This window comes from Actinosynnema sp. NPDC023794 (assembly GCF_040639675.1).
Taxonomy (GTDB): Bacteria; Actinomycetota; Actinomycetes; order Mycobacteriales; family Pseudonocardiaceae; genus Actinosynnema; species Actinosynnema luteola.
In genome coordinates, this window is sequence record NZ_JBFAFR010000028.1 from 90,099 (window position 1) to 113,820 (window position 23,722).

General features: G+C 72.4%; 21 protein-coding genes. 15 read left to right on the forward strand and 6 right to left on the reverse strand.

Annotation, left to right across the window (positions count from 1 at the left end; all coding sequences use genetic code 11):
* The first annotated feature begins 25 nt into the window (after positions 1–25).
* Positions 26–2,671: an AfsR/SARP family transcriptional regulator gene (locus AB0H12_RS35860; protein WP_499628869.1), complete on the forward strand. Its 2,646-nt coding sequence runs from the start codon at positions 26–28 to the stop codon at positions 2,669–2,671.
* On the opposite strand, the gene AB0H12_RS35865 is transcribed toward AB0H12_RS35860, so the two are convergent.
* On the reverse strand, positions 2,654–3,964 hold the full coding sequence (locus AB0H12_RS35865; protein WP_499628871.1) for an MFS transporter: 1,311 nt from the start codon (positions 3,962–3,964) through the stop codon (positions 2,654–2,656). The genes AB0H12_RS35860 and AB0H12_RS35865 overlap by 18 nt on opposite strands.
* 160 nt (positions 3,965–4,124) lie before the next feature.
* Between AB0H12_RS35865 and AB0H12_RS35870 the strand changes: the two genes are divergently transcribed.
* The 4 genes from AB0H12_RS35870 (at position 4,125) to AB0H12_RS35885 (ending at position 10,366) form a co-directional block, all read left to right on the forward strand.
* Positions 4,125–4,694 carry an NADPH-dependent FMN reductase gene (locus AB0H12_RS35870; RefSeq protein WP_499628873.1) on the forward strand — a complete coding sequence of 190 codons (570 nt, stop codon included), beginning with the start codon at positions 4,125–4,127 and terminating at the stop codon, positions 4,692–4,694.
* Position 4,695: 1 nt separating this feature from the next.
* A complete protein-coding gene (locus AB0H12_RS35875) occupies positions 4,696–5,676 on the forward strand; it encodes a zinc-binding dehydrogenase (RefSeq protein ID WP_499628875.1) in 981 nt (326 codons plus the stop codon).
* A gap of 10 nt (positions 5,677–5,686) precedes the next feature.
* Complete coding sequence (locus AB0H12_RS35880) at positions 5,687–8,509, forward strand: LuxR C-terminal-related transcriptional regulator (protein WP_499628877.1); 2,823 nt, start codon at positions 5,687–5,689, stop codon at positions 8,507–8,509.
* A 147-nt stretch (positions 8,510–8,656) separates the two neighbouring features.
* Positions 8,657–10,366, forward strand: coding sequence for a family 20 glycosylhydrolase (locus tag AB0H12_RS35885; RefSeq protein WP_499628912.1), 1,710 nt, complete (start codon positions 8,657–8,659; stop codon positions 10,364–10,366).
* A gap of 129 nt (positions 10,367–10,495) precedes the next feature.
* Here AB0H12_RS35885 and AB0H12_RS35890 read toward each other — a convergent pair whose 3' ends face one another.
* Complete coding sequence (locus AB0H12_RS35890; RefSeq protein WP_499628879.1) at positions 10,496–11,320, reverse strand: hypothetical protein; 825 nt, start codon at positions 11,318–11,320, stop codon at positions 10,496–10,498.
* Positions 11,321–11,387: 67 nt separating this feature from the next.
* Positions 11,388–11,624: a hypothetical protein gene (locus AB0H12_RS35895; RefSeq protein ID WP_230566080.1), complete on the reverse strand. Its 237-nt coding sequence runs from the start codon at positions 11,622–11,624 to the stop codon at positions 11,388–11,390.
* A 198-nt stretch (positions 11,625–11,822) separates the two neighbouring features.
* Here AB0H12_RS35895 and AB0H12_RS35900 point away from each other — a divergent pair, with 198 nt between their 5' ends.
* The 7 genes from AB0H12_RS35900 (at position 11,823) to AB0H12_RS35930 (ending at position 18,102) form a co-directional block, all read left to right on the forward strand.
* A complete protein-coding gene (locus tag AB0H12_RS35900; protein WP_499628881.1) occupies positions 11,823–12,917 on the forward strand; it encodes an XRE family transcriptional regulator in 1,095 nt (364 codons plus the stop codon).
* Positions 12,914–14,050, forward strand: a complete 1,137-nt coding sequence (locus tag AB0H12_RS35905; protein WP_499628883.1) for a hypothetical protein — start codon at positions 12,914–12,916, stop codon at positions 14,048–14,050. The genes AB0H12_RS35900 and AB0H12_RS35905 overlap by 4 nt, the downstream gene beginning before the upstream one ends.
* Positions 14,051–14,138: 88 nt before the next feature.
* Positions 14,139–15,263: an acyl-CoA dehydrogenase family protein gene (locus AB0H12_RS35910; protein WP_499628885.1), complete on the forward strand. Its 1,125-nt coding sequence runs from the start codon at positions 14,139–14,141 to the stop codon at positions 15,261–15,263.
* The gene (locus AB0H12_RS35915; protein ID WP_499628886.1) at positions 15,263–16,270 is read left to right on the forward strand and encodes a s-methyl-5-thioribose-1-phosphate isomerase; all 1,008 of its coding nucleotides are present in this window, start codon (positions 15,263–15,265) and stop codon (positions 16,268–16,270) included. The genes AB0H12_RS35910 and AB0H12_RS35915 overlap by 1 nt, the downstream gene beginning before the upstream one ends.
* Complete coding sequence (mtnC, locus tag AB0H12_RS35920) at positions 16,263–16,928, forward strand: acireductone synthase (protein WP_499628888.1); 666 nt, start codon at positions 16,263–16,265, stop codon at positions 16,926–16,928. The genes AB0H12_RS35915 and mtnC overlap by 8 nt, the downstream gene beginning before the upstream one ends.
* Positions 16,925–17,524 (forward strand): methylthioribulose 1-phosphate dehydratase, encoded by a 600-nt coding sequence (mtnB, locus tag AB0H12_RS35925; RefSeq protein WP_499628890.1) that lies wholly within the window; start codon positions 16,925–16,927, stop codon positions 17,522–17,524. The genes mtnC and mtnB overlap by 4 nt, the downstream gene beginning before the upstream one ends.
* 5 nt (positions 17,525–17,529) lie before the next feature.
* The gene (locus AB0H12_RS35930) at positions 17,530–18,102 is read left to right on the forward strand and encodes a 1,2-dihydroxy-3-keto-5-methylthiopentene dioxygenase (RefSeq protein ID WP_499628892.1); all 573 of its coding nucleotides are present in this window, start codon (positions 17,530–17,532) and stop codon (positions 18,100–18,102) included.
* Here the strand turns inward: AB0H12_RS35930 and AB0H12_RS35935 are convergent.
* Genes AB0H12_RS35935 through AB0H12_RS35945 form a run of 3 tightly spaced genes read right to left on the reverse strand, consistent with a single transcriptional unit; the run spans position 18,077 to position 20,629 of the window.
* A complete protein-coding gene (locus tag AB0H12_RS35935; protein WP_499628894.1) occupies positions 18,077–18,685 on the reverse strand; it encodes an HD domain-containing protein in 609 nt (202 codons plus the stop codon). The genes AB0H12_RS35930 and AB0H12_RS35935 overlap by 26 nt on opposite strands.
* Complete coding sequence (locus tag AB0H12_RS35940) at positions 18,678–19,964, reverse strand: HAMP domain-containing sensor histidine kinase (protein WP_499628896.1); 1,287 nt, start codon at positions 19,962–19,964, stop codon at positions 18,678–18,680. Before AB0H12_RS35940 ends, AB0H12_RS35935 begins: the two co-directional genes overlap by 8 nt.
* Complete coding sequence (locus AB0H12_RS35945; RefSeq protein ID WP_499628898.1) at positions 19,961–20,629, reverse strand: response regulator; 669 nt, start codon at positions 20,627–20,629, stop codon at positions 19,961–19,963. The genes AB0H12_RS35940 and AB0H12_RS35945 overlap by 4 nt, the downstream gene beginning before the upstream one ends.
* Before the next feature lie 223 nt (positions 20,630–20,852).
* On the opposite strand from AB0H12_RS35945, the gene AB0H12_RS35950 reads away from it, so the two are divergent.
* The 3 genes from AB0H12_RS35950 to AB0H12_RS35960 form a co-directional block, all read left to right on the forward strand.
* On the forward strand, positions 20,853–21,638 hold the full coding sequence (locus AB0H12_RS35950) for a hypothetical protein (RefSeq protein ID WP_499628900.1): 786 nt from the start codon (positions 20,853–20,855) through the stop codon (positions 21,636–21,638).
* 144 nt (positions 21,639–21,782) lie between these two features.
* The gene (locus AB0H12_RS35955) at positions 21,783–22,484 is read left to right on the forward strand and encodes a hypothetical protein (protein WP_499628902.1); all 702 of its coding nucleotides are present in this window, start codon (positions 21,783–21,785) and stop codon (positions 22,482–22,484) included.
* 432 nt (positions 22,485–22,916) lie between these two features.
* The coding region (locus tag AB0H12_RS35960) for a cbb3-type cytochrome c oxidase subunit I (RefSeq protein WP_499628904.1) at positions 22,917–23,722 on the forward strand (806 nt) is incomplete at its 3' end.

A 23,722-nucleotide genomic window follows, 5' to 3' on the forward strand; every position in this document is an offset into this window, starting at 1 on the left:
AACCGGCTGTTCGAGGGGGCTGAGCGTGGAGTTCTCGCTGCTCGGCGGTGTCCGCGCCCGGGTCGGCGGCGACGACCTCGACATCGGCCACACCCGTCGGCGGAGCGTGCTGGCGGCGCTGCTGCTGGAGGCCGGGCGCCCGGTGACCGCGGAACGGCTCGTCGACCGCGTCTGGGGCCCTCAGCCGCCGCTGCGGGCGAAGGAGACGCTGTACGGGTACCTCTCCAAGCTGCGGTCCGCCGGGATCGACATCCGGCGCCGGCCGGCCGGCTACGTGCTGGAGACCGACCGCGTCGACCTGGTCGAGTTCCGCGCCCTCGCCGGGCGGGCGCGCGCCGAGACCGACGACCGGCGGGCCGCCGAGCTGTACGACGAGGCGTTGCGGCGGTGGCGCGGCGACGCGCTGGACGGCCTCGACTCGCCGTGGTTCGCGCAGGTCAGGGACTCCTTGCAGGCCGAACGGGCAGCCGTGGAGCTGGACCGCAACGACGTGGCGATCAGGCTCGGCCACCACGCCGCCCTGCTGCCGGCCCTGCGTGACGCGACCCAGGCCGACCCGCTGGACGAACGCCTGGCGGGCCAGTTCGTGCTCGCCCTGCACCGCAGCGGCCGGTCGTCGGAGGCGTTGCAGCACTACGACGCGTTGCGCCGCACGCTCGCCGACGAGCTCGGCACCGACCCCGGCAAGCCGTTGCAAGACCTCTACCTGCAAGTCCTGGGTCAGCAAGCCCCGCCGAACGCGCACGCCGTGCCACGGCAGCTCCCCGCGCCGCAACGCTGGTTCACCGGCCGCGAGAAGGAGGTCGCCGACCTCGCCGAGCCGTCGTCCACCGTCGTCATCACGGCCATCGGCGGCGCCGGCGGGATCGGCAAGACCGCCCTCGCGCTGCACTGGGCGCACCACCACGTGGACGACTTCCCGGACGGCCAGCTCTACGTCAACCTGCGCGGCTTCGACCCGGTCGGCGACCCCGTCACGCCCCAGCACGCGCTGCGCGGCTTCCTCGAAGCCCTCGGCGTCGACGACCCGCCGGCCGACCTCGACGCGCAGGCCGCCCTCTACCGCAGCCTGGTCGCGGACAAGCGGGTGCTCGTCGTGCTGGACAACGCCCGCGACACCACCCAGGTCACGCCACTGCTGCCCGGTGGCGCGCGCTGCACCGTCCTGATCACCAGCCGCGTGCAGCTCCTCGGCCTGCTCACCGCGCACGGCGCGCGTTCGGTCGTGCTGGACGTCCTGGACGAGCACGAGTCCCGCGCGTTCCTGGTCTCCCGCCTCGGCGCGGAACGGGTCGAGGCGGAGCCGGACGTCACCCGCGAGCTGCTGGAGCTGTGCGGCGGCCTGCCGTTGGCGCTGAGCATCATCGCGGCCCGCGCGGTGACCCAGCCGGACCTGCCGCTGTCCGCCCTCACCGAGGAGCCGGCGGAGCAGCGCCTCGACGCGTTGGACGACCTCAGCGCCGACCTGCGCACCGTGTTCGCCTGCTCGTTACGGGTCCTCACCCCCGAGGCGGCGGAGCTGTTCGGGCTGATCGGCCTGACCTCCGCGCCGGACCTGGGCCTGAAGGCGATCACCGCCCTCACCGGCCGCGCCCACGCGCGCCGCCTGCTCCGGGAGCTCGAAGCGGCCCACCTGGTCCAGCAGCACCGGGTCGGCCGCTACCGGATGCACGACCTCGTGCGCCTCTACGCCGCCGAGGTCGCTCCCGCGCACGCCGACGCCAACCTCCGGGCGTTCACCGGCTACTTCGCCGCGACCGCGCACGACGGCGACCGGCTCATCGAGCCGCACCGCCCGCCGATCCCCGCCCCGCCGGGCGACCCGGCGCCGCTGGCGGACGTCACGGCCGCGATGGACTGGTTCGACGCCGAGCACGAGTCGCTGCTCGCCGCCCAACGCCTGGCCGCCGGGCACGGTTGGCACGACGTCGCCTGGCACCTGGCGTGGGCGCTCACGAACTACCACCTGCGCCGCGGCCACGCGGCCGAGGACATCGCGGTGTGGGGCGCCGCGCTGGTGGCCGCGGACGCCCTCCAGGACCGGTTCAAGCAGGTCTCGGCGCACAAGTTCCTCGGCATGGCGTTGACCGACGTCGGCCGTCACGACGAGGGCGACCACCACCTGCGGCAGGCGTTGGAGCTGGTGGAGGACGACTACGGCAAGGCCGCCGCGCACCGCGCCATGGCGTGGGCGCTGGAACGGCGGGGCGACGTCGCCGGGGCGTTGGAGCACGCGCGGGCGCAGCTGACGCGGTTCCGCGCGCTCGGCATCCCGGTCCGCGTCGCCGAGGCGCTCAACGACGTCGGCTACCGGATGGCGAAGCTCGGCGACCACGTCGGAGCCGAGGCGCACTGCCGGGAAGCGCTGGCGCTCAACCAGGAACTCGGTCACGTCGAGGGCGAAGCGGCCACCTGGGACAGCCTCGGCTACATCGCCCACCACCACGGGCGCGACGCCGACGCAGCGGAGCACTACCGGCACGCGTTGAAGCTCTACCGGCAGCTGGACAACTCCTACGAGGAGGCCAGCGTCCTGCGGCACTTCGGCGACGTGCTCGCCGCCGTGGGCCGGCACGGCGAAGCGCGCGACGCACGGCAACGAGCCCTCACCCTCTTGCGCGCCCAGGGCCGCGTCGAGGAGGCCGACGAAGTCCTAGCGCTGCTTGGCTGACGCGAGGACCGCGATCGCCACCACGGCCACCACCGTCGACACCGCGACACCCGCGCGGAACCCGGCGTCGCCGCTGCCGGCCGGTCCCGCCGCCAGCGCCGCCACCGCCGGCCCCACCGTGCTGCCGACCATCCGCGCGGTGGCGCTCAGCCCACCCGCCGCACCGGCCATCCCCTCCGGCGCGCCGGACATGACCAGGGTGTTCATCGCCGTGTTGAACAAGCCCTGCCCGACACCCAGCAGCGCCAGCCGCCAGCACAGGTCGAGCAACGACGTCACCGGAAGCATGAGCAGGCCCAACGCGAGCGCGCTCAGCACCGACCCTCCCAGCGCCACCAGCCACGGCCCGTACCGGTCGCTCAGCGAGCCCGACACCACCGCGAGGCCGGCCACGCCCGCCACGAACACCAGCAACGCCACCCCGACGTCCTCCGGCGAGCCGCCGAGCACGTCCGTCACGTGGTAGGGCACGAGGAAGAAGATCACCCCGCCCAACGTCGACACCAGCGACAACGTCAGCAGCGGCAGCCCGAACAACCTCCGCCGGACCAACGTGAGCACCGGGCGTGAGCCGGGCAGCCGTGCCCACCACACCGCGAACACCGACGCCACCCCGAGCAGCCACGCCATGTCCTCGAACGCCAGCAGCACCGACGTGATCGTGCCGCCCAGCAGCACCGCTTCCAGCACCAACCGCCGGTCCGGCCGGGGCAGCCCCCGCCCGTCCGGTCGCAGCGACCGCCACCCCAGCCACAACGCGGCCACCAACACCGGCAGCTTCATCAGGAACACCGAGCGCCACCCGAACGCGCCCGCCACCAACCCGCCCAGCGGCGCGCCGGCCAGCCCACCGATCGTCATGATCGTGATCACGTACCCGATCGCCCGCCCGCGCTGCGCCGGCGCCACCGCCGCGACCACGATCGGCATGTACCCGGCCAGCACCAGCGCCCCGGCCGCACCCTGGAGCACCCGTCCCACCACCAACACCCAGAACGAGGACGCGACGGCCGTGAGCACGCTCGCCGCCGCGACACCGGCGAGCGCCAGCAGGAACGCCGACCGCACGTCCACCCGGTCCACCCACCGCCCGGCCGGGATCGCGATCGCCGCCATCGGCAGCGTGTAGGCCAGCAGCACCCACGCGGTCGCCGCCGGTCCGATGTCCAGCTCGCCGCCCAGGCTGGGCAGCACCACCGCCGCCACCGTCATCTCGGTGGTGACCACCAGCATCGCCATCGCCAGCGCCACCACCGGCGTCCAACGCGTCCTGACCCGCACGTCCTGTGTCATGACGCCGAAGCTACGGTCGCGCGCCGACCGACCGAATCAGTCAGGTGACCGGTCGTCCGACGGACCTCCGCGCGGCCTTGCGACCAGTCATGTGACAGATGCCCGCGCCCCTTCCCCGCTCATAGCGTCGACACCGACACAACCGAGGGAGGGAACACCCGTGATCAAGCTAGCGATCATCGTCGGCAGCACCCGGCGCGGCAGGTTCGCGCCGGTGGTGGCGAACTGGTTCGCCGACCGGGCCAAGCAGCGCGACGACCTGAGCGTGGACGTGCTCGACCTCGACGACCTCGACCTGCCGGACCGGCTGCACGGCTTCGGCGAGGACCCGGCGCCGGAGGTCGCGCTGGTCACGCCGCGCCTGCGTGACGCGGACGCGTTCGTCGTCGTCACGCCCGAGTACAACCACAGCTTCCCCGCGCCGTTGAAGAGCGCCATCGACTGGCACTTCACCGAGTGGCAGGCCAAGCCGGTCGGGTTCGTCTCCTACGGCGGCGTCGGCGGCGGGTTGCGGGCGGTCGAGCAGTTGCGGCAGGTCTTCGCCGAGCTGCACGCGGTCACCGTGCGCGACACCGTCAGCTTCCACGGCGCGTGGTCGCGGTTCGACGACGCGGGCGAGCCGGTCGAGGCCGACGCGGTGAACAAGGCCGCCACCGCCGTGCTCGACCAGGTGGTCTGGTGGGGGACGGCGCTCAAGGAGGCCCGCGCCAAGCGGCCTTACGGGGCTTGACGTGCGGGCCGTGCGGCTGCACGCGTTCGGCTCGGCCCTGCGGTGCGAGGAGGTCGAAGACCCGTCGCCGGGGCCGGGCCAGGTGCGGATCGCGGTGCGTGCGGCGGGCGTGCACCTGGTGGACGGGGTGATCCGGCGTGGCCGCGACGACTGCGTGCCGTTGCCGGAGCTGCCCGCGGTGTTGGGTTCCGAGGTCTCCGGCGTGGTGGACGCGGTCGGCCGTGACGTGGACGGGGCGTGGCTGGGGGAGCGGGTGGTGACGCAGCTCGGCCTCGCCGGCGGGGGGTACGCCGAGCTGGTGGTGCGGGAGGTGGGCGCGCTGCACGCGATCCCGGTCGGGCTCGACTTCCCGGCGGCCGTGGCGATGATCTGCACCGGTGGCACGGCGTTGGGCGTGGTGGAGGCGGCGGCCCCGGCGCCGGGCGACGTGGTGGTCGTGACGGCCGCCGCCGGTGGGATCGGGACCATGCTGGTGCAGGGCGCGGCTCGGGCCGGTGCGCTGGTGGTGGGCCTGGCGGGTGGCGAGGAGAAGCGGCGGGTGGCGCTGCGGGCAGGTGCGGCGGTGTCCGTCGACTACATGGTGGAGGGGTGGCAGCAGCAGGTGCGCGCTCGACTCGGTGGACGGGAGGTGACGGTGGTGTTGGACGGTGTCGGGGGTGCGCTGGGCCGTGGTGCGGTCGACCTGCTCGCGCCGGGTGGGCGGGTCGTGGTGTTCGGGTCGTCGTCCGGCGAGCTGGTGCACCTGACCACGGAGGACCTGTTCGCCCGCGCACTGACCGCGACCGTCGCCGTCGGACCGCAGGTGGCGAAGCGGTCGGGTGGGCTGCGTGCCCTGGAGGCACGGGCCTTGGCCGCCGCCGCGACCCACCGGCTGACGCCGTTCGTCCAGGCGTTCCCGCTGGCCGAGGCCGCGCGGGCGCACGAGGCGATCGAGACCAGGCGCACAGTCGGCAAGGTCGTGCTGCTGCCGGACGCCGGCTAGGGTCGGGGACGTGCTGCACGGGAGGTCCGCCGAACTGGCCGTGGTGGACGGACTCTTGTCCGCCGCCCGCGCCGGGCGCAGCGGCGTGCTCGTGGTGCGCGGCGAGGCGGGCATCGGCAAGTCGGCCCTGCTGTCCCACGCCGCCACCCGCGCGACCTCGCCCCCACCGGAGTTGTCAGACCCCTTTGCCACAATGAAAGCAGGGGACCCCCTGGCGGGTACCCCTGCGCAGCGATCACCCAGCACGGCCCGCGACAACCGCACCCCGGCTGGCGGTAACCACGCCCCCACCGGTGACAACCGGACCCCGACCGGTGCCGGGTTCCTGGTCCTGCGCGGCACGGCGGTGGAGTCCGAGTCCGTCGTGCCGTTCGCCGGCCTCAACCTCCTCCTCGGCACGGTCGTGGACCGGGTCGACACCCTGCCTCCCAACCAGGCCACCGCACTGCGCGCCGCCCTCGGCCTCGCCCCGCCCGAAGGCGGCGACCACCACCTCGTCGGCCTGGCCGTCCTCACCCTCCTCGCCGACCTCGCCGACCAGCACCCCGTCCTCTGCCTGGTCGACGACGCGCACTGGCTGGACCAGGGCTCCGCCCAAGCGCTCGTCTTCGCCGCACGCCGCCTCCACGCCGAGGGCATCGCGATGATCTTCGCCGCGCGCGACCTGCACGCACCGCCGTTCCCCGCACCCGGCCTGCCCGAACTCCGCCTCACCGGCCTCACCCCGGAGCACGCCGCCGCCCTCCTCGAAGAACACGCCGCCGACCTGCCCCGCTACGTCCGCGACCAGATCGCCGACGAAGCCCGCGGCAACCCGTTGGCGCTGCTGGAACTCCCCGCCGCCCAACGCGAAGGCCACCTGCCCGCCGCCCACGCCTACCGCGTCGCCGCCCTGCCCACCCACAGCCGCATCCAGCAGACGTTCGCCGACCGCATCGGCACGCTCCCCGAACGCACGCGCACCCTCCTCCTGGTCGCCGCCGCCGACGACACCGGCGACCCGGCCGCGGTGTTCGCGGCGGCGGGCCTGCTCGGCGCGTCCGTCGACGACCTCGAGATCGCCGAACAACGCCAACTCCTGCGCTCCGACGACGGCCGGCTGACCTTCCGCCACCCGCTGATCCGCGCCGCCGCCTACCAGAGCGCGCCGCTCAAGCACCGCCTCACCGTCCACAGAGCACTCGCCGAAGTGCTGGACGACGCCCACCGCAGCGCCTGGCACCTGGCCGCCGCCACCACCGCGCCCGACGAGGACGTCGCCCGAGCCCTCGCCCGCACCGCCGAGGACGCCCGCAACCGGGGCGGCTACGTCGCCGTCGCCTCCGCCTACCACCGCGCCGCCGAACTCACCCCGGACCCCACCGAACGCGGCCACCGGCTGGCGGCGGCAGCGGGCGCGGCCGGCGCGGCGGGCCAGTTCGACCGCGCGGTCGTGCTCGCCGACCAGGCCTGGGACCTCGTGACCGACACGCTGGACGGCGCACGGGTGGCACGCATCCAGGCGAGGTTGGCCGCCGAGCAGGGACGGCCGGCGGAGGCCGCGGCGCAACTCGCCCGCGCTGTCACCTGCGCCCGGCACGCCGATCCCGAGCTGGCGGGGGAGATGCTGTTCCACGCGGCCAACAACGCGTGGGCGGGCCGCGACTTCGACCTGCTCCAGGACGTCGTGGCACGCGCCGAGGGCCTGCCCGGCGCCGACGACACCCGGGGCGTCGCCAAGGCCGCCCTCGGACTGGAAGGCGAGGACGTACCCGGCGGCATGGCCGCGTTGCGCAAGCTCCTCGACTCCCCGTACGTCGGCGGGCCCGGCAACGCGGTCACCGCCTGGTGGAACCTCGTCCTCGGCGACGACCAGGCGGCCCACGCCTGGGCGTTCGACCTGGAACGCCAGTCCCGCGCCCAAGGCGCTCTCGGCGTGCTGCCCCGAGCCCTCGCCTACCTGGCCCGCGGCCGCCTGCACCTCGGCCACCACCGCGACGCGCGGGCGACCGCCGAGGAAGGGCTGCGCATCGCCGCGGACATCGGCCAGGAGTTCAGCGTCGGCTACCTGGCCGCCGTGCTCGCCGAACTGGCCGCCATCGAGGGCGACGAGGCCCGGTGCGAGGAGCTGGTGGCGACGTTGGTCGGCGGCGCGCCCCAGTCCGTGCGGGCCGCGTGCGCGTTGGCGTTGCTGGACTTGGGCCTGGGCCGGCACGAGGCCGTGCTGGACCGGTTGGCCGACGTCGCCGCGGGCGCGCACCGGCTCTACTCCGTCACCAGCCTGCCCGACGTGGTGGAGGCGTCCGCCCGGCTGGGCAGGCCGCACGACGACGCCGCCCGCTGGTACGACGAGTGGGCGGCGAGCACCGGCCAACCGTGGGCCCTCGCCGTCTCCGCGCGCTGCCGCGCCCTGCTCACCAACGACGAGCAGTGGTACTCGAAGGCCGTCGACCTGCACCGCGTCGACGACAGCCGCCCGTTCGAACGCGCCCGCACCGAGCTGCTGTACGGGGAGTGGCTGCGCCGGGCCCGCCGCAAGGCCGACGCCCGCCCGCACCTGCGGTCGGCGTCGGAGGTGTTCGAACGGCTCGGCGCGACACCGTGGGCCGCCCGTGCCCGCACCGAGCTGCGCGCCACCGGCGAGAGCCGCGCCGTGCCGGGGCCGGACCCGCTCAGCGCCCTCACCCCGCAGGAACTGCAGGTCGTGCGGCTGGCCGCGGAGGGCCTGAGCAACCGGGACATCGGCGCGCAGCTGTTCCTGAGCCCGCGCACGGTCGGCTACCACCTCTACAAGGCCTACCCGAAGCTCGGCGTCGCGTCGCGGGTGGAGCTCGGCAAGCTCGCCCTCGCGTAGCCCACCGGTGTAGCCAACTGGTCTAGACCCATTGACATCTCCTCCCGGGCGTACGCACGCTTGACGGCAGCCGGCCGCCGCCTTGCCCTAGGAGGACCAACGGTGAAACCCCCAGCGAGGACGGCACGAGCGCTCGCCGTGCTGGTGATGGTGTCCGGCGCGATCGTCGCCTGGAACATCGGCACCACCACGGCCTCGGCCGCCGAGCCCCTGAACAGCCTCGTCCCCGCGCCGGTCTCGGTGCAGCCCGCCGCCGGCGTCACGCACGCGATCACGGCCGACACCCGGATCCGCACCACGGCCGCCGCGCACGGCGTCGGCGACCACTTGGCCGCCCTGCTCCGCCCGTCGACCGGCTACGCCCTGCCGGTCGCGGACACCGCCGGCGTCCCGGCCGACGGCATCGCGCTGCTCCTCGGCGGCGCGCCGGCGTCCGTCGGCGACCAGGGCTACCAGCTCACCGTGACGTCCGCGGCCGTGCGGTTGCGGGCCAACACGCCGGCGGGCCTGTTCGCGGGCGTGCAGACGTTGCGCCAACTCCTGCCCGCCGAGGTCGAGAGCCGGACCACGCAGGCGGGCCCGTGGACCGTGCCGGGCGCGACGATCACCGACTACCCGCGCTTCGCCCACCGCGGCGCGATGCTCGACGTGGCCCGGCACTTCCACCCCGTCGCCGCGGTCAAGCGGTACCTCGACCAGCTCGCCCTCTACAAGGTGAACTACTTCCACCTGCACCTGACCGACGACCAGGGCTGGCGCATCGTCGTCGACAGCTGGCCGCGGCTGGCCACGCACGGCGGCAGCACGCAGGTCGGCGGCGGGCCCGGCGGGTACTACACCAAGGCGCAGTACCAGGAGATCGTCGCGTACGCCGCCGCCCGGCACATCACCGTCGTGCCCGAGGTCGACCTCCCCGGCCACACCAACGCGGCGCTGGCCTCCTACGCCGAGCTGAACTGCAACGGCGTCGCGCCCGCGTTGCGCACGGACATCGCGGTCGGCTACTCGTCCCTCTGCGTGTCCAAGGAGATCACCTACACGTTCGTGGAGGACGTGATCCGCGAGATCGCCGCGTTGACGCCCGGTCCGTACTTCCACATCGGCGGCGACGAGGCGAACGCGACCACCGACCAGGAGTACCAGGCGTTCATGAGCCGGGTGCTGCCGCTGGTCGGCAAGTACGGCAAGAAGCCCATGGGCTGGCACGAGTTCGTCAAGACGACCGCGGACACCGGTGCGGTCGCGCAGTACTGGGGCACGACGACGTCCAACGCGGTCGTCCGGAACGCCGCCGCGCGTGGCCAGAAGATCGTGATGTCGCCCGCGAACAAGGCGTACCTGGACATGAAGTACCACTCGGGCACGCCTCTCGGCCTGAGCTGGGCCGGTTTCGTCGAAGTCCGGGACGCCTACGACTGGAACCCGGGCACGCACGTCAGCGGCGTCCCGGAATCCGCCGTCCGCGGCGTGGAAGCTCCACTGTGGACGGAAACGATCGTGACACCGGCCCACATCGACTACATGGCGTTCCCGCGCCTGTCCGCGATCGCCGAACTGGCCTGGTCACCGTGGTCGACCCACAACTGGGACGCGTTCCGCCTCCGCCTCGGCGCTCAAGCGCCGCGCTGGGCCGCGATGGGCGTCGACTTCTACCGCTCACCCCAGGTCCCCTGGGCCGACAACGCCACCACCACCACAACCACCACCCAGCCGTCCGGCACCTGGGCCCCTAACCGTGCGTACACGGTGGGCGCCCAGGTCACCTACAACGGCGTCACCTACCAGTGCCGCCAGTCGCACACCTCGCTACCCGGCTGGGAACCACCGAACGTCCCCGCCCTCTGGCAACGCCTCTGACGCCTGACCCCGAACGTTCAACTCACGGCTCGCGAACGCAGGACTCTCGCAGCACGAGCGCAGGACTCTCGCGAGAGTCCTGCGCTCGGAACGCGAGAGTCCTGCGTTCAGGTACCCCGAGTTCAACGGTCAGGACACGACGCGGGCGGCGGAGACCGGGCGTTCCGACACCGGGAACGTCCGCGCGGACGACGTGTTCACGCTCCACCGGTACCGGCTGAACTCGCCGGTCGCGTCGGACGCGTAGAACATCATGTGCCCGTAACCCGCGCCGTCCGTCGCGGCGGTGGCGTTGAAGATCCGGTTGTCCGGGAACCGGAAGTAGTTGCCCACCCCGTACACGCCGTGCGGCTCGGACGTGCAGTCCACGACCTCCACCGCGTACTGCGTCTCACCGGGGAAGTTCAGGCCTCGGGTGGGCGCGGTGTAGACGCCCTTCACCGCACGCACCATCACCACGTGCCCGGTGTTGGTGTCCTGGTCGTTGCGGTAGTCGACGGCGATCAGGTCACCCGGCCGAAGGTCCGCCACCCTGGTGACGCGCTCGAAGTGCGGGATCTCCCGCTCCGCGAACGCCGCCCGGTAGTCCCGCGCGAACGGGCTCGCCACGCCGAAGTGGGCGCTGAAGAACCCTGAAGTCGCCCACTTGTACGTGCGCTTCAGCACGGCGGTCAGGAACGACGCGCACTGGCTCTGGTTGACCCACCCGGACGCGTCGCCGGGCGAGCCCCACCGGACCACGTTCGGCTGGTCCGGCTCCTTGTAGGTGTTGTTGGCCAACGGGCACGTCGGCAACGACAGGTAGCCGACCAGCTGCTCGGCTTCCAGCAGGTGCGGTGTGGACGGCCGGTGTGGACGCGGCGTCCGGGCCGACGCGGCGGTCGTCCCGGGGGTCGCGGTCGCCGGTGCGGCGACGGCGGTTCCCCCGGAGAACGATCTGCGCGACAGGTCCATCGTGCGACTCCCCCTTCGATGCGGGCCCGCATACCGTAGTCGAAGGGGGTGGGCCGCACGTGGCGGTTCAGCGCGCGTAGACCAGCAGAACGGTGGTCAGCACGGTGCAGAGGGCGAGCATCGTGGCGATCCCGGTCATCGCCGCACCGGCCGACAGCAGGACCCGGGTGAGCATGCCGAGCACTCGGCGCAGGAGCTTGGCCAGGCCCATGACCAGCGCCATCGCGCCGACCATGATCATCACCACGAGCGGCGTCCACTCGGTGGTCTCGGACGTTTGAGCTAACGCGGTGAGCATGTTCATGATGACCCCCGGATGGCTTCCTGGGTGAACTTCACCTCTACTCACTGAAGTTGACTGAACCTCAGTAACTTGAGCGTAAGTGCGGTGTACCGGACTGACAAGCCCCTGATGGGCGTAGTGGCTCGTGACTTCTCTCCGCAATCGTGTATGTTTCACGCTTCAGCTGTTGCGCTGAAGTTCACTGAAGGGCGCGCGGACGTGGTCGTTGCGGAGGACTCCCACTTGCTGGCGCACCGCCTTCGGGCGCTGCGTGAAGAGCGGTGGCCCGACGTGACGATCACGCAGAGTGACCTCGCGCAAGCGTTCAGTGCCGAGAAGCCGGCCAGCGTGCCCCTGCTGTCGTCTTGGGAGAGCCGCAGCAAGCCCAAGACGCCGCCGCTGAACCGCCTCGCCGCCTATGCCACGTTCTTCGCCACCAAGCGCTCCGTCGCCGCCCGCCCCTTCCGGCTGATCCCGGTGGAGGAGCTGACCCCCGACGAGCTGCGCCACCGGGAAGAACTGCTGCGCGAACTGGCCGACCTGCGCGCCGCCGTCGAGCGCGAAGGCGGCACGACCCCGGCCCAGGACCGCGCCGACCGGGGCTTCTGGTACTTCGACGACCGGTACGACATCACGATCGTCGTCGCCCAGCTCCCGGCCGACATGCGGGCGAAGATGCCCTACTCCGACCCCACGCAGCCGGACTACGTCGAGCTCTACACCTACGCCGACCTCGACGCCCTGATCGAGCTGCACGGCCACATCCGCGCGCTCAACCCGCGCAGCCAGGTCAACTTCCGCATCGCCTCCGACCTGGCGCCCGACGACTACACCACGCACCTCGTGCTGCTCGGCGGCGTCGACTGGAACCTCGTCACCCGCGAGCTGCTCGACCGCGTCGACCTGCCGATCACGCAGGTGGCGCGGCACGACGAGGCCGAAGCGGGCGGGTTCGTGGTGCGCGACCGCGAAGGCCGCGAACGCCTCTTCGCGCCCAAGCTCGGCAACCACCGCGGCCACGAGGTCCTGCTCGAGGACGTCGGCCACTTCTACCGCGGCACCAACCCGTTCAACCACAAGCGGACGGTGACGATCTGCAACGGCCAGTACGGCAGGGGCACCCTCGGTGTCGTGCGGGCTCTGACGGACAGCAGGTTCCGCGACCGCAACGGCGCGTACCTGGAGACCCGCTTCGCGGGCGCGAACGCCTACAGCGTCCTCACGAGGGTGCAAGTGGTGAACGGCCGGGTCGTGACGCCGGACTGGAACCTGCCCGAATCCCGCCTCGTCGAATGGCCGGAGGGCCCGGGTTGAACGCCACCGCCCCTGCGCTCGTGGAGCACCACGCGTCGCACGGCAAACTGCTGACCACAGTGGACGTCCGAGACTGCCCGCGAGGGGCCGTCGACGCGATCATCGTGCCGACCAACCGCCCGTGGAGCTACCTCGGCACGGCCGCCGACGTCGCCGCCGAGCTCGACCGGCCGCTGGTCGTGCTCACCAGCGGCGCCGCCGCACCCGACCGGGCCGCGAAACTGGCCCGCACCAGGGGTGTCGAGATGCTGGTGGTCGACGTCCGCGCGCTGCCGCCCTCGCTCATGCCCCGCCTGTCGGCCACCACGAAGGTGTTGGGCCCCACGGAGTTCATGCGGCACACCGACACCAGCTCCAAGCGCAACCTCGGCCTGCTCGTGTCCCGCGTGGTCGGCTGGGAGCGGGTGGCGTTCCTGGACGACGACATCACCGTGCCGACGCCGTCCGACCTCGACGCCGCCGCCGGCCTGGTCTCGGAGGGCTACGCGGCGGTCGGGCTGGAGGTGGGCGGCTTCCCGGACAACTCCGTGGTCTGCCACGCGCACCGCGAGACCGGCGGCGACCAGGGCACGTTCATCGGCGGTGGCGCGCTGGTGATCGGCCGCGAGTCGATGACCTCGTTCTTCCCGACGATCTACAACGAGGACTGGTTCTTCCTGCTCGACGACGTGGGCCTGCGCCGCTCGGCGATCACGGGCAAGGTGAGGCAGAAGCCGTACGACCCGTTCGCCAACGAGTCGCGGGCGCAGATGGAGGAGTTCGGCGACTGCCTCGCCGAAGGGGTGTTCGCGCTGCTCGACGACGACGGCGGCTTCGAGGCGGCGGCGGACGAGGGCTACTGGACCGAGTTCCTGCACGGTCGGATGGCCCTGATCGACAGCATCCTCGACCGCATCAGGTCACGGGGACGGCGTGACGACGAGGCGTTGCGGATGGAGATCGCCCTGCGTGCCGCGCGCAAGCGCTGCGAAGCCATCCCGCCGTCGCTGTGCGTGCGGTACCTGAAGGCGCTCGCCCAGGACCGGCGCACGTGGGCGGCGCACGTCGCGACCTTCCCCCGCGGCACGGTCGGGCTGCGGGGCGCGGTGACGGAGTTGGGCCTGACCGGCCACGCCACCTACGTCGCCCGCTGATCCCGCCTCCCATGTGGCGGAACGCTCAGTCCGCGGCGCGCGCCGGCGATTAGGCTCGCCTGCTGGGACGAGGACGGTGGGAGGGCGCATGACGAGCACCGATGGTCGGCAGAAGTGGCTGACCGTCGCCGAGGAGCTGGCCGCGGCGTTGCGGGTCGACGCGGCGGAGCGCGACCGGCGCGGTGCGGAGCCCTCGGCCGAGGTCGGGGCGTTGCGGCGGTCCGGGCTGCTCAAGGTCGACGACTGGGCCGCGCAGCAGGCCGTGACCAGGGTCGTCGGCGCGGCGGACGCCAACGTCGGCCACCTCCTCGGCTACCACTACCTGCAGGTCTGGCGCAGCGGCCTGTTCGACAACCCGGGCTTCCGGCCCGGCGACAACCACTTCTGGGCGGGCGTCAGCAACCCGCTCGACGCCGCCCTGGAGCTCCGGCCCGTCGACGGCGGGTTCGAGGTCACGGGCCGCAAGACGTTCGCCACGGGCGCGTCGGTGGCCGACCGGCTCGTGGTCAGCGCCACCCACACCGAGACCGGCGCCAAGATCACCTTCACCCTCGACGCCAAGGCCGACGGCATCGCCTACGCCGGTGGCTGGGACAACATCGGCCAACGCCTCACCGCCAGCGGAGGCGTGGTGTTCGACCACGTGCACGTGCCGTCCGACCAGGTCCTCGGCGCGCACGACGAGAACAGCCCGCGCCTGTCGCTGGCCGCCCTCGGCTTCCAGCTCGTGCTCGCCCAGCTGTACGTGGCGATGGCCGAGGGCGCGCTGGCCGAAGCCGCCCAGTACACCCGCACGACCACCCGACCGTGGTTCCTCAGCGGCGTCGACACGGCCACCGCCGACCCGTACGTCCTCGGCACGTACGGGGAGCTCGTCGCCGACACGCAGGCCGCCGGCCTCCTCACCGACCACGCCTCGGACAAGCTGGACCAGGCTTCCCGGCGCGGCGCCGACCTGACCCGGAACGAACGCGCCGAGACCGCCGCCGCCATCTCGTCGGCCAAGGTCGTCGCCACCAAGGTCGCCAACCAGACCACCAGCCGGGTGTTCGAGCTGTGCGGCGCACGGGCCACCGCCGCCGGCTACGCCTTCGACCGGTTCTGGCGCAACGCCCGCACCCTCACCCTGCACGACCCCGTGTCGTACAAGGCGCGCGAGGTCGGCGCGTACTACCTCACCGGCGAGCACGCGCCGTTCACCGGGTACAGCTGATGGAGCCGTTGCTCGCGCGCAGCGTGCGCCTCGAGGACGACGGCGTGCACGTGCTGGACCGGCGCAACTTCCCGTTCGAGAAGACGTGGGTGCGCTGCGGCACGGTCGCCGAGGTCGCCAAGGCCATCGAGGACATGGTCACCCAGTCCTCCGGCCCGTACTTCGCCGCGCTGTGGGGCATGGTGCTGGCCGCCCGCGAGGCCCGCGACCTGCCGCGCGACGAGGCCCGCGCCCACCTCGACCAGGCCGGACGGCTCCTGATCGCCACCCGCCGCACCAACAACCACCTGCGCAAGGCCGTGGCCGCGGTGCTGGCGGGCGTCGACGCGAACGACGACCTCCAAGCCGGCGCGCTGGAAGGCGCGAAGGCGGGGGACGAGCGCTACCGCAGCCGCAGCCGCAGCCTCGGCGCGCACACCGCCGCGCTGCTGCCGGACGGGGGAGCGGTGCTCACGCACTGCTGGGCGGACCTCTACCTGACCGAAACCGTCTCCGCTGCTCACGCGATGGGCAAGCGTTTGCGGTTCCTCTGCACCGAGACCCGCCCGTACCTCCAGGGCGCCCGCCTGACCGCGGAGACGCTGGGGGAGATGGGCGTCGACACGACCCTGATCACCGACGGCATGGGCGCGGCCGTCATGTCGACCGGCGACGTGGACGTGCTGCTGACCGCCGCCGACCGCGTCACCATGGACGGGCACGTGGTCAACAAGGTCGGCACGCTCGGCCTCGCGATCGCCGCGCACGCGTTCGACGTGCCGTTCCTGGCCATGGTGCAGGCCCCGGACCGCCTGGCGCCGACCGCCGCCGACGTGCCGATCGAGTACCGGCCGGGCGACGACGTGCTGCACACGCTCGGCCGCCGCACGGCCACCGACCGGGCGCGGGGCCTGTACCCGGCGTTCGACGTCACGCCGCCGCGGTTCGTCACGACGGTGGTGACCGACCGCGGTGCGTACGCTCCGGGCGGTTTGGCCGATTACTACGTTGGGGACGTTCATGAGTGAGTGGGTAGTGCTGGACATCGAAGGCACGCTCAGCGCCACCGACCAGGTCCTGGTCACGCTGTACGACTACGCCCGGCCGCGCCTGGGACCGTGGATCGACGAGCACGGTGACGACCCGACCGTCGCCGAGGCCGTGGCGCAGATCCGCGAGCTGTCCGGTGTGGACGGCGGCACGGACGAGCTGGTGCGCGTGCTGCACGGCTGGATGGACGCCGACCGGAAGGTCACGCCGCTGAAGACGTTGCAGGGCCTGATCTGGCAGCGCGGGTACGCCGGGGGCGACCTGGTGGCCGAGTTCTTCCCGGACGTCGTGCCCGCGTTGCGCGAGTGGCACGCGGAGGGCGTCAAGCTGGCCGTGTTCTCCTCCGGCTCGGTGGCCGGTCAGGTGGCGTTCTTCGCCCACACCACGGACGGCGACCTCACGTCCTTGTTCGAGTTCCACTTCGACACCGTGAACGCGGGCCCGAAGCGGGAGGCCGCGTCGTACCTCAAGATCGCCTCCGTGCTCGGTTCGACCGACATCACCTTCTACTCCGACGTCCCCGCCGAGCTGCACGCCGCCGCCGAGGCCGGTTGGCGGACGGTCGGTGTCGCCCGCCCCGGCGAGCCGTACGGCGACGCGGACTTCGGTCCACACCGGACGGTGCGGGCCCTGTGAGAACCGGCTCTGTGACACCCGGTGAGGCGCTGGCCGCCGAGTGCGCCCGGTACACCGCGATGGGGTGGATGCGCGGCACGTCGGGCAACCTCTCCGTGGTCGTGGACCGCGACCCCCTGCGGCTCGCGGTCACCGTCAGCGGCAAGGACAAGGGCGAACTCGCGCCGGACGACGTGGTGATCATCGACGCCGAGGGCCGCACGGACGACCCGGTGCGCGTGCCGTCGGCCGAAGCCGGCCTGCACGGGCGGATCGCGGCGGTGTCCGGCGCCGGCGCGGTGGTCCACGTGCACGCCCTGGCGCCCGTGGTCGCGGCCGAGCACTGGCCCGACGGCGTCGAGCTGCGCGACCTGGAGATGCTCAAGGGCTTCGGGCGGCAGGCGCACGAGACCGTCGTCGTCCCGGTGGTGCCGAACAGCCAGGACATGACCGAGCTCGGCGACGCGTTCGAGGCCGGTTTCCGCGCGGACGTGCCCGCCTTGATCGTGGCCCGCCACGGGGTGTACGTCTGGGGTGACGACCTCTACCAGGCACGGCACCGGCTGGAGTGCCTGGAGTGGCTGTTGCGCTTCAAAGCCGAGACTCACAGGAGGTAGGCGCGATGACGTTGCTGACCGTGTGGTCGGACACCGACCCGGAGACCGCCCTGGTGCGCACCGCCGACCCCGCCGAGATCGCGGCCGAGCTGAAGGAGCTCGGCGTCCGCTACGAGCAGTGGCCGGTCGTACCGGGTGTGACCAGCGAGAACGCCCTGGAGGTGTACGCCGAGCAGGTCGCCCGCGTCACCGGGACCGAGGGCTACGTCCTGGTCGACGCGACCGAGATGACCCCGTCGGACGACCCGGAGTGGCTCGCGGCGGCCGGGCAGGCGCGGCTGAAGTTCCTGGCCGAGCACACCCACGACGACGACGAGGACCGGTACTTCGCGCGCGGTTCCGGTGTGTTCTACCTGCACGTCGAGGAGCGCGTGTACGCGGTGCTGTGCGAGGCGGGCGACCTGCTGAGCGTGCCCGCGAACACCACGCACTGGTTCGACATGGGCACCCGGCCGGACTACGTGTCGATCCGGTTCTTCCACGACGACGACGGCTGGGTCGGCAACTTCACCGGCAGCGAGATCGCCAAGGCGTTCCCGACCTACGACGCGCTCATGGCGGGTCACCGAGCGAGCTGAGCTCGGCCGCGAGGTTGGCCTTGGCGCGGACCTCCCACCGTGCGCGCGCGTGCGGCGTGACGTACAGCGGGTCGCGCCGGGCCAGCGCGCGCAGGACGTCCGCCCGCCCGACCCGCCACGCGTCGTCCGGCACGTGCGCGTACTCGGCGCGCACGGCCGTGCGGTAGCGCTCGTACGTGGCCGGGTCGGAGCCGAGCACGGCCAGGTCGGCGTCCAGGAGCAGGCACGTCAGCGGGTCGTCCGAGGCGTGGTCCGCGGTGGCCAGCACCAGCTGGGCCACCGCGTCGGCCTCGGGCAGGCCGGTCAGCCGTTCCCGGGCCCACTCGGCGCTGCGCCGCTCGTCTTCGCCCGGCACGCCGTCGTAGATCACGTCGTGCGCCAAGGCCGCGAGCGTCAGCACGGCGCGTTCACCTGCCGTGCGGTCGACGGCCAGGGCGTTCACGTCCCGGACGACGGCCAGCACGTGGTCGGCGTTGTGGTAGCCGCGGTGCGGTTCGGCGTACCGCTCGGCGAGGTCACCCGGTCCCTGCGCACCACCCAGCACGCCCACCGCGCCGTGCCACCGTGCTTCCAGCTCACGCATCGGGCAACCTCACCGTGAACGCCGCGCCGCCCTCGGGCGCGGGACCGGCCTCGATCGTGCCACCCAACCGGGTCACCAGACCGTGCACCAGGGCGAGTCCGACACCCGTGCCGACCGGCCGGGAGCGCTCGTACTTGGCGTGCAGCGCTCCCTTCTGGAACGCAACCCGGTAGTCCTCCTCGGACAGCCCCGGACCGCCGTCACGCACCTGGAGCACGTCGTGCAGCGCCAACACCACCGGTCGACCGGCGGGCGTGAGGCGCAGCGCGTTCTCCAGCAGCCCGTCCAGCACCTGCCGCACCCGCCGGGCGTCCGTCGTCCGCACGGTCGGCCGCGATGGCGCTTCCAGCCGGAACTCGACCCCCTTCGCCGCACACCGGGCCCGCCACACCTCGGCGGCGGCCGTGACGACCTCGGTCAGGTCCACCGGGGCGAGGTCGACGCGGAAGTCGTCCGCACCGAGCCTGGCCAGGTCCAACAGGTCCGTGACGAGCCGGTCGAGCCGGTGCGCCTCCTCGGAGATCGTGCGGCCGACCGACGGCACCTCCGGCCCGGACACCACGCCGTCGGCCAGCGACTCGGCGAACCCGCTCACCGCGGTCAACGGCGTGCGCAACTCGTGCGAGACCGACAGCAGGAACTCCCGCTGCCTGGCCTCGCTGCGCGCCAACGCGTCGGCCAGGGCGTTCACCGCGCCGCCGACCTCGGCGACCTCCGCCGGGCCCTGCTCGGGCGCCCGCAGGTCACGCCGGCCGCCGCTCATGGTGCGCGCGACCGCCGCCGTCCGCCGCAACGGGCGCGCGACCAGCTTGCCCAGCAACAACCCGGCCACCGCCGCGACCAGCAACCCGACGAGCAGAGCGAACGTGATGTTGCGCAGCAGCTTGCGGCCCGGCCCGTTGCCGAGCCCCGTCTCCTGCACCAGCGCGACACCGTCGCGCACCTCGACCAGCCGGGTCCCGGCGGCGCCGGACCTGACCCGGGCCTCCCGCACCGCGCGCACGGCCTGCGGATCACCGGCCAACCCGCCGTCCGGCCCGATCAGCACCACGGCGATGCCCTGCCCGCGCAGCACCTCGACCACCCGCAGCCGCCCGGCCCGACCCCCGTCGAGCTGCCCGGCCACCACGTCGGCCTGGTCGGCCAACGCCTCACGGCCCACCTCTCGCGACGCGGTCAGCACCAGCCGGGCCGACACCAGACCCGCCACCACGACCGCCACACCGGCCACGGCCAGGCACAACGCCGTGATCCGGAACGCGAGGCTGGTGCGCGTCACGACGGCTCGGCCGAGTAGCCGACCCCGCGCACGGTCCTGATCGGACTGCGGTCGCCGAGCTTCGCCCGCAACTGCGCCACGTGCACGTCCACCGTCCGCGTGCCCGCCGCCGCCGCGTAACCCCACACCGCGCTCAACAACTGCTCGCGCGCGAACACCCGCCCGGGGTGCCGCATCAGGTGCGCCAGCAGCTCGAACTCCGTCGACGTCAACGCCACCTCGGCCTCACCCGCCCACACCCGCCGCCGGTCGCCGTCCAGCTTCACGTCGCCGACCACGTGCACCGAGTTGACCTGCGGCGTTCCCCGGCGCAGCACGGTGCGCACCCGGGCCACCAGCTCACGCGGGCTGAACGGCTTGGTCACGTAGTCGTCCGCGCCCAGCTCCAGCCCGAGCACGCGGTCCACCTCGTCGTCGCGCGCGGTCACGAACAGCACCGGCGTCCAGTCGCCCGCCGCGCGCAGCGCCCGGCACACCTCGACCCCGTCCACCCCGGGCAGGCCGACGTCCAGCAGCACCGCCACCGGCCGCAACCGCCGCACCGCCGCCAACGCCGCGTGCCCGTCCGCCTCCACGTGCACCCCGAACCCGTCCCGCCGCAGGTAGAGGCAGATCAGATCGGCGATGGCCCGTTCGTCCTCCACGACCAGCACGAGTCCCTGCACGCCGGGAATCGTGGCACGGGGCCGGCGGCGAGCAGGGCCACGAGCGTGTTCGGGTTCGGTAAAGGCCGCCCGCATCCCCGCCACGGGGGAGTCCGACCCATTCCAGGCCGCCTCGCATAACAACTCGGTCTCGGCCTGCATCATGCGAACGGGTTAACGCGATAGAGCAGCGACGGAGCAGTCCGATCCGCCGAACGCCACATCGAGCCATGCGGAGAGCCCCATGCGCACGACAAGTCGCACCATGTTCGGAGCAGTCTCGTTGCTCGCCGTGATCGCAGCCGGTCTCCTCGCCACCGGCGCGTCCGCCCAGCCGAACCAGGACCCACCCCTGTCAGGAGACGACCGCGCGACCGCCTTCACCGGCAACATCGCCATCGATCAGCAGGGCGACGCGTGCGCGGCCGTGGGCCTGCCGGGCGCCGAGTCGATCCTGTCCGGCGGGTTCTCCGCCGACGGCACCTACCTCGACATCACCGCCCACCCGTCCGGCTTCGTGATCACGGGAGTCGTCGTCAAGGGCGGCAACGCCTACAACGTCTACCCGGCGCTCGGCTCCATGCCGTGGCTCGACCTGCACTCGCCGCTGAACGAGAACGGCACCCCGGCGGGCATCAGCCACTGGTTCGTCTGCCTGACCGCCATCACCACCACAACGACCACCACGACAACGACAACCACCACCGCTCCCACCACGACCACCACCGCTTCAACCACGACGACGACGGTGGCCATCACCACCACCACCACGACCACTCCGGTCGTGACCACCACCATCCCCACCACACCGCCTACGACAACCACCACCACGCAACCAGCGTTGATCGTGGCCATCCCGACGACGACCACCACCAAAGCCGCCGGCGCGATCATCGTCCCCAAGTCGAAGGACGGTCTGGCGAGCACCGGCTTCGACGGCTGGTGGCTGATCGTCGTCGGTCTGTCGCTCCTCGCCGCAGGCGCCGCGTTCCTCGCATCGCCGAAGCTCCGCAAGCTCCTCCGTCGGTGAAATCGCCGTTACCGAACGTCGGGGGTCACCGACTGATAACGAATAGACGGCAACCCGCGTCATCTGAATGGGCTACCTCGATAGAGGGATGGTCGGTGTAGTTCGATCCACCCGGTCAGCCCTCGAACCTGCGGAGCAGCACCCATGCGCATCACCAGCCGTCGCCTATTCGGAGCAGCCGCCCTGCTCGCCCTGAGCGCCTCCGGCCTGCTGGGCGGCACCGCTTCGGCCTCGCCCGGCACCCCCCTCGACTCGGGCGACGACCGCGCCACCGCGGTCGACGGCAACGTCGACGTCGGCCAGCCCGGCAACGCCTGCGACGTCGTCGGCCTGCCCGGCGACGAGATGACCATGCCGGCGGGCACCTTCACCGTCGACGGCGTCAACATCACCATCACCGCGAACCCCGAGGGCCACACCGTCACCGGTGTCGTGGTGAAGGGCGGCAGCGCGTACAACGTCTACGACGCCGCGGACCTCGGCGACCTCGCCTGGGAAGACCTGCACCCGCCGGTCAACTCCAGCGGCGGCCCCGCGGGCATCAGCCACTGGTTCGTCTGCGCCGAGCAGGACGCCTCGGTCACCACGACCCCGTCCACCCCGGACAGCACCACGCCGTCCACCCCGGCGACCACCACCGACGAGGTCGCCCCGACGACCACCGAGTCCGTCGCGGTCACCCCGACCACCACCTCCGCGCCCGTCATGGCCGACGGCGCCAACGACGGCGACCTGGCCAACACCGGCTACGACGGCGGCTGGATGCTGATCGTGGGCCTGGGCCTGGTGGCCGCCGGCGCGGCCTTCGTCGCCTCGCCGAAGCTGCGCGGCCTCCTGCGCCGCTGACCTCCGGCACCCTGTCACCCAGCACCTCGACCACAGGGCCGCTCCCACCCCGGGAGCGGCCCTCGTGCTACCCCCACCCTCACCCGCTCCACCTCACCTACCCCCACCCCCTCACCTACCCCCTCCGCCTCACCTACCTGATCGCCATCGGTCACCGATCACGCCACCCCGCGAGGTCGCGTCGGTCGTTCGCGTCCTCATTCCCGACGATCACGCTTTTCGATCGTCGGGAATCAGGGCGCGAACGACCGACTTCCCGGCGACCTCGCCCGCGACGCCGGAGGCGGCGCCATCCAACACTGTGACCTGCGCTACCTCACTTGATCCAGGGGGCAGCCCAGCCGCACCACCCGGAACACCGCCGTCTACGATCCGATGAGCCGGCGGCGCCACCCACCGGCGAAGCCAGAACCAGACAGTGCAGGAGGCACCGTGACGGCCGTAGCCCCGCAGCCGATCGCGACGCGGCCCTTCGGGACTCGCGACGCGGTCAAGGGTTCGTTCCTGCTGCGGATGTTCCGCACCACGGACCACAAGCAAATCGGCATCATGTACCTGGTCACGTCCTTCGCCTTCTTCATGGTGGGCGGCGCGATGGCCATGCTGATGAGGACCGAGCTGGCACGACCGGGCATGCAGTTCCTGTCCCAGGAGCAGTTCAACCAGCTGTTCACCATGCACGGCACGGTGATGCTGCTGCTCTACGCGACGCCCATCGTGTTCGGCTTCGCCAACTTCATCCTGCCGCTGCAGATCGGTTCGCCGGACGTCGCGTTCCCGCGGCTCAACGCCTTCTCGTACTGGCTGTACCTGTTCGGCGGCCTGATCGTGATGGCGGGCTTCCTCACGCCGGGCGGCGCGGCCGACTTCGGCTGGTTCGCCTACACCCCGCTGTCGAACGCCATCCACTCGCCCGGCGTCGGCGCCGACCTGTGGATCTCCGGCCTGGTCGTCGGTGGTCTCGGCACCATCCTCGGCGCGGTCAACATGATCACCACCGTGGTCTGCCTGCGGGCGCCGGGCATGACCATGTTCCGCATGCCGATCTTCACCTGGAACATCCTGGTGACGTCCGTGCTGGTGCTGCTGGCGTTCCCGATCCTCACCGCCGCGCTGCTGGGCCTGCTGGCCGACCGCCACCTGGGCGCGCACGTGTTCGACCCCGCCAACGGCGGCGTGATCCTGTGGCAGCACCTGTTCTGGTTCTTCGGCCACCCCGAGGTCTACATCGTCGCGCT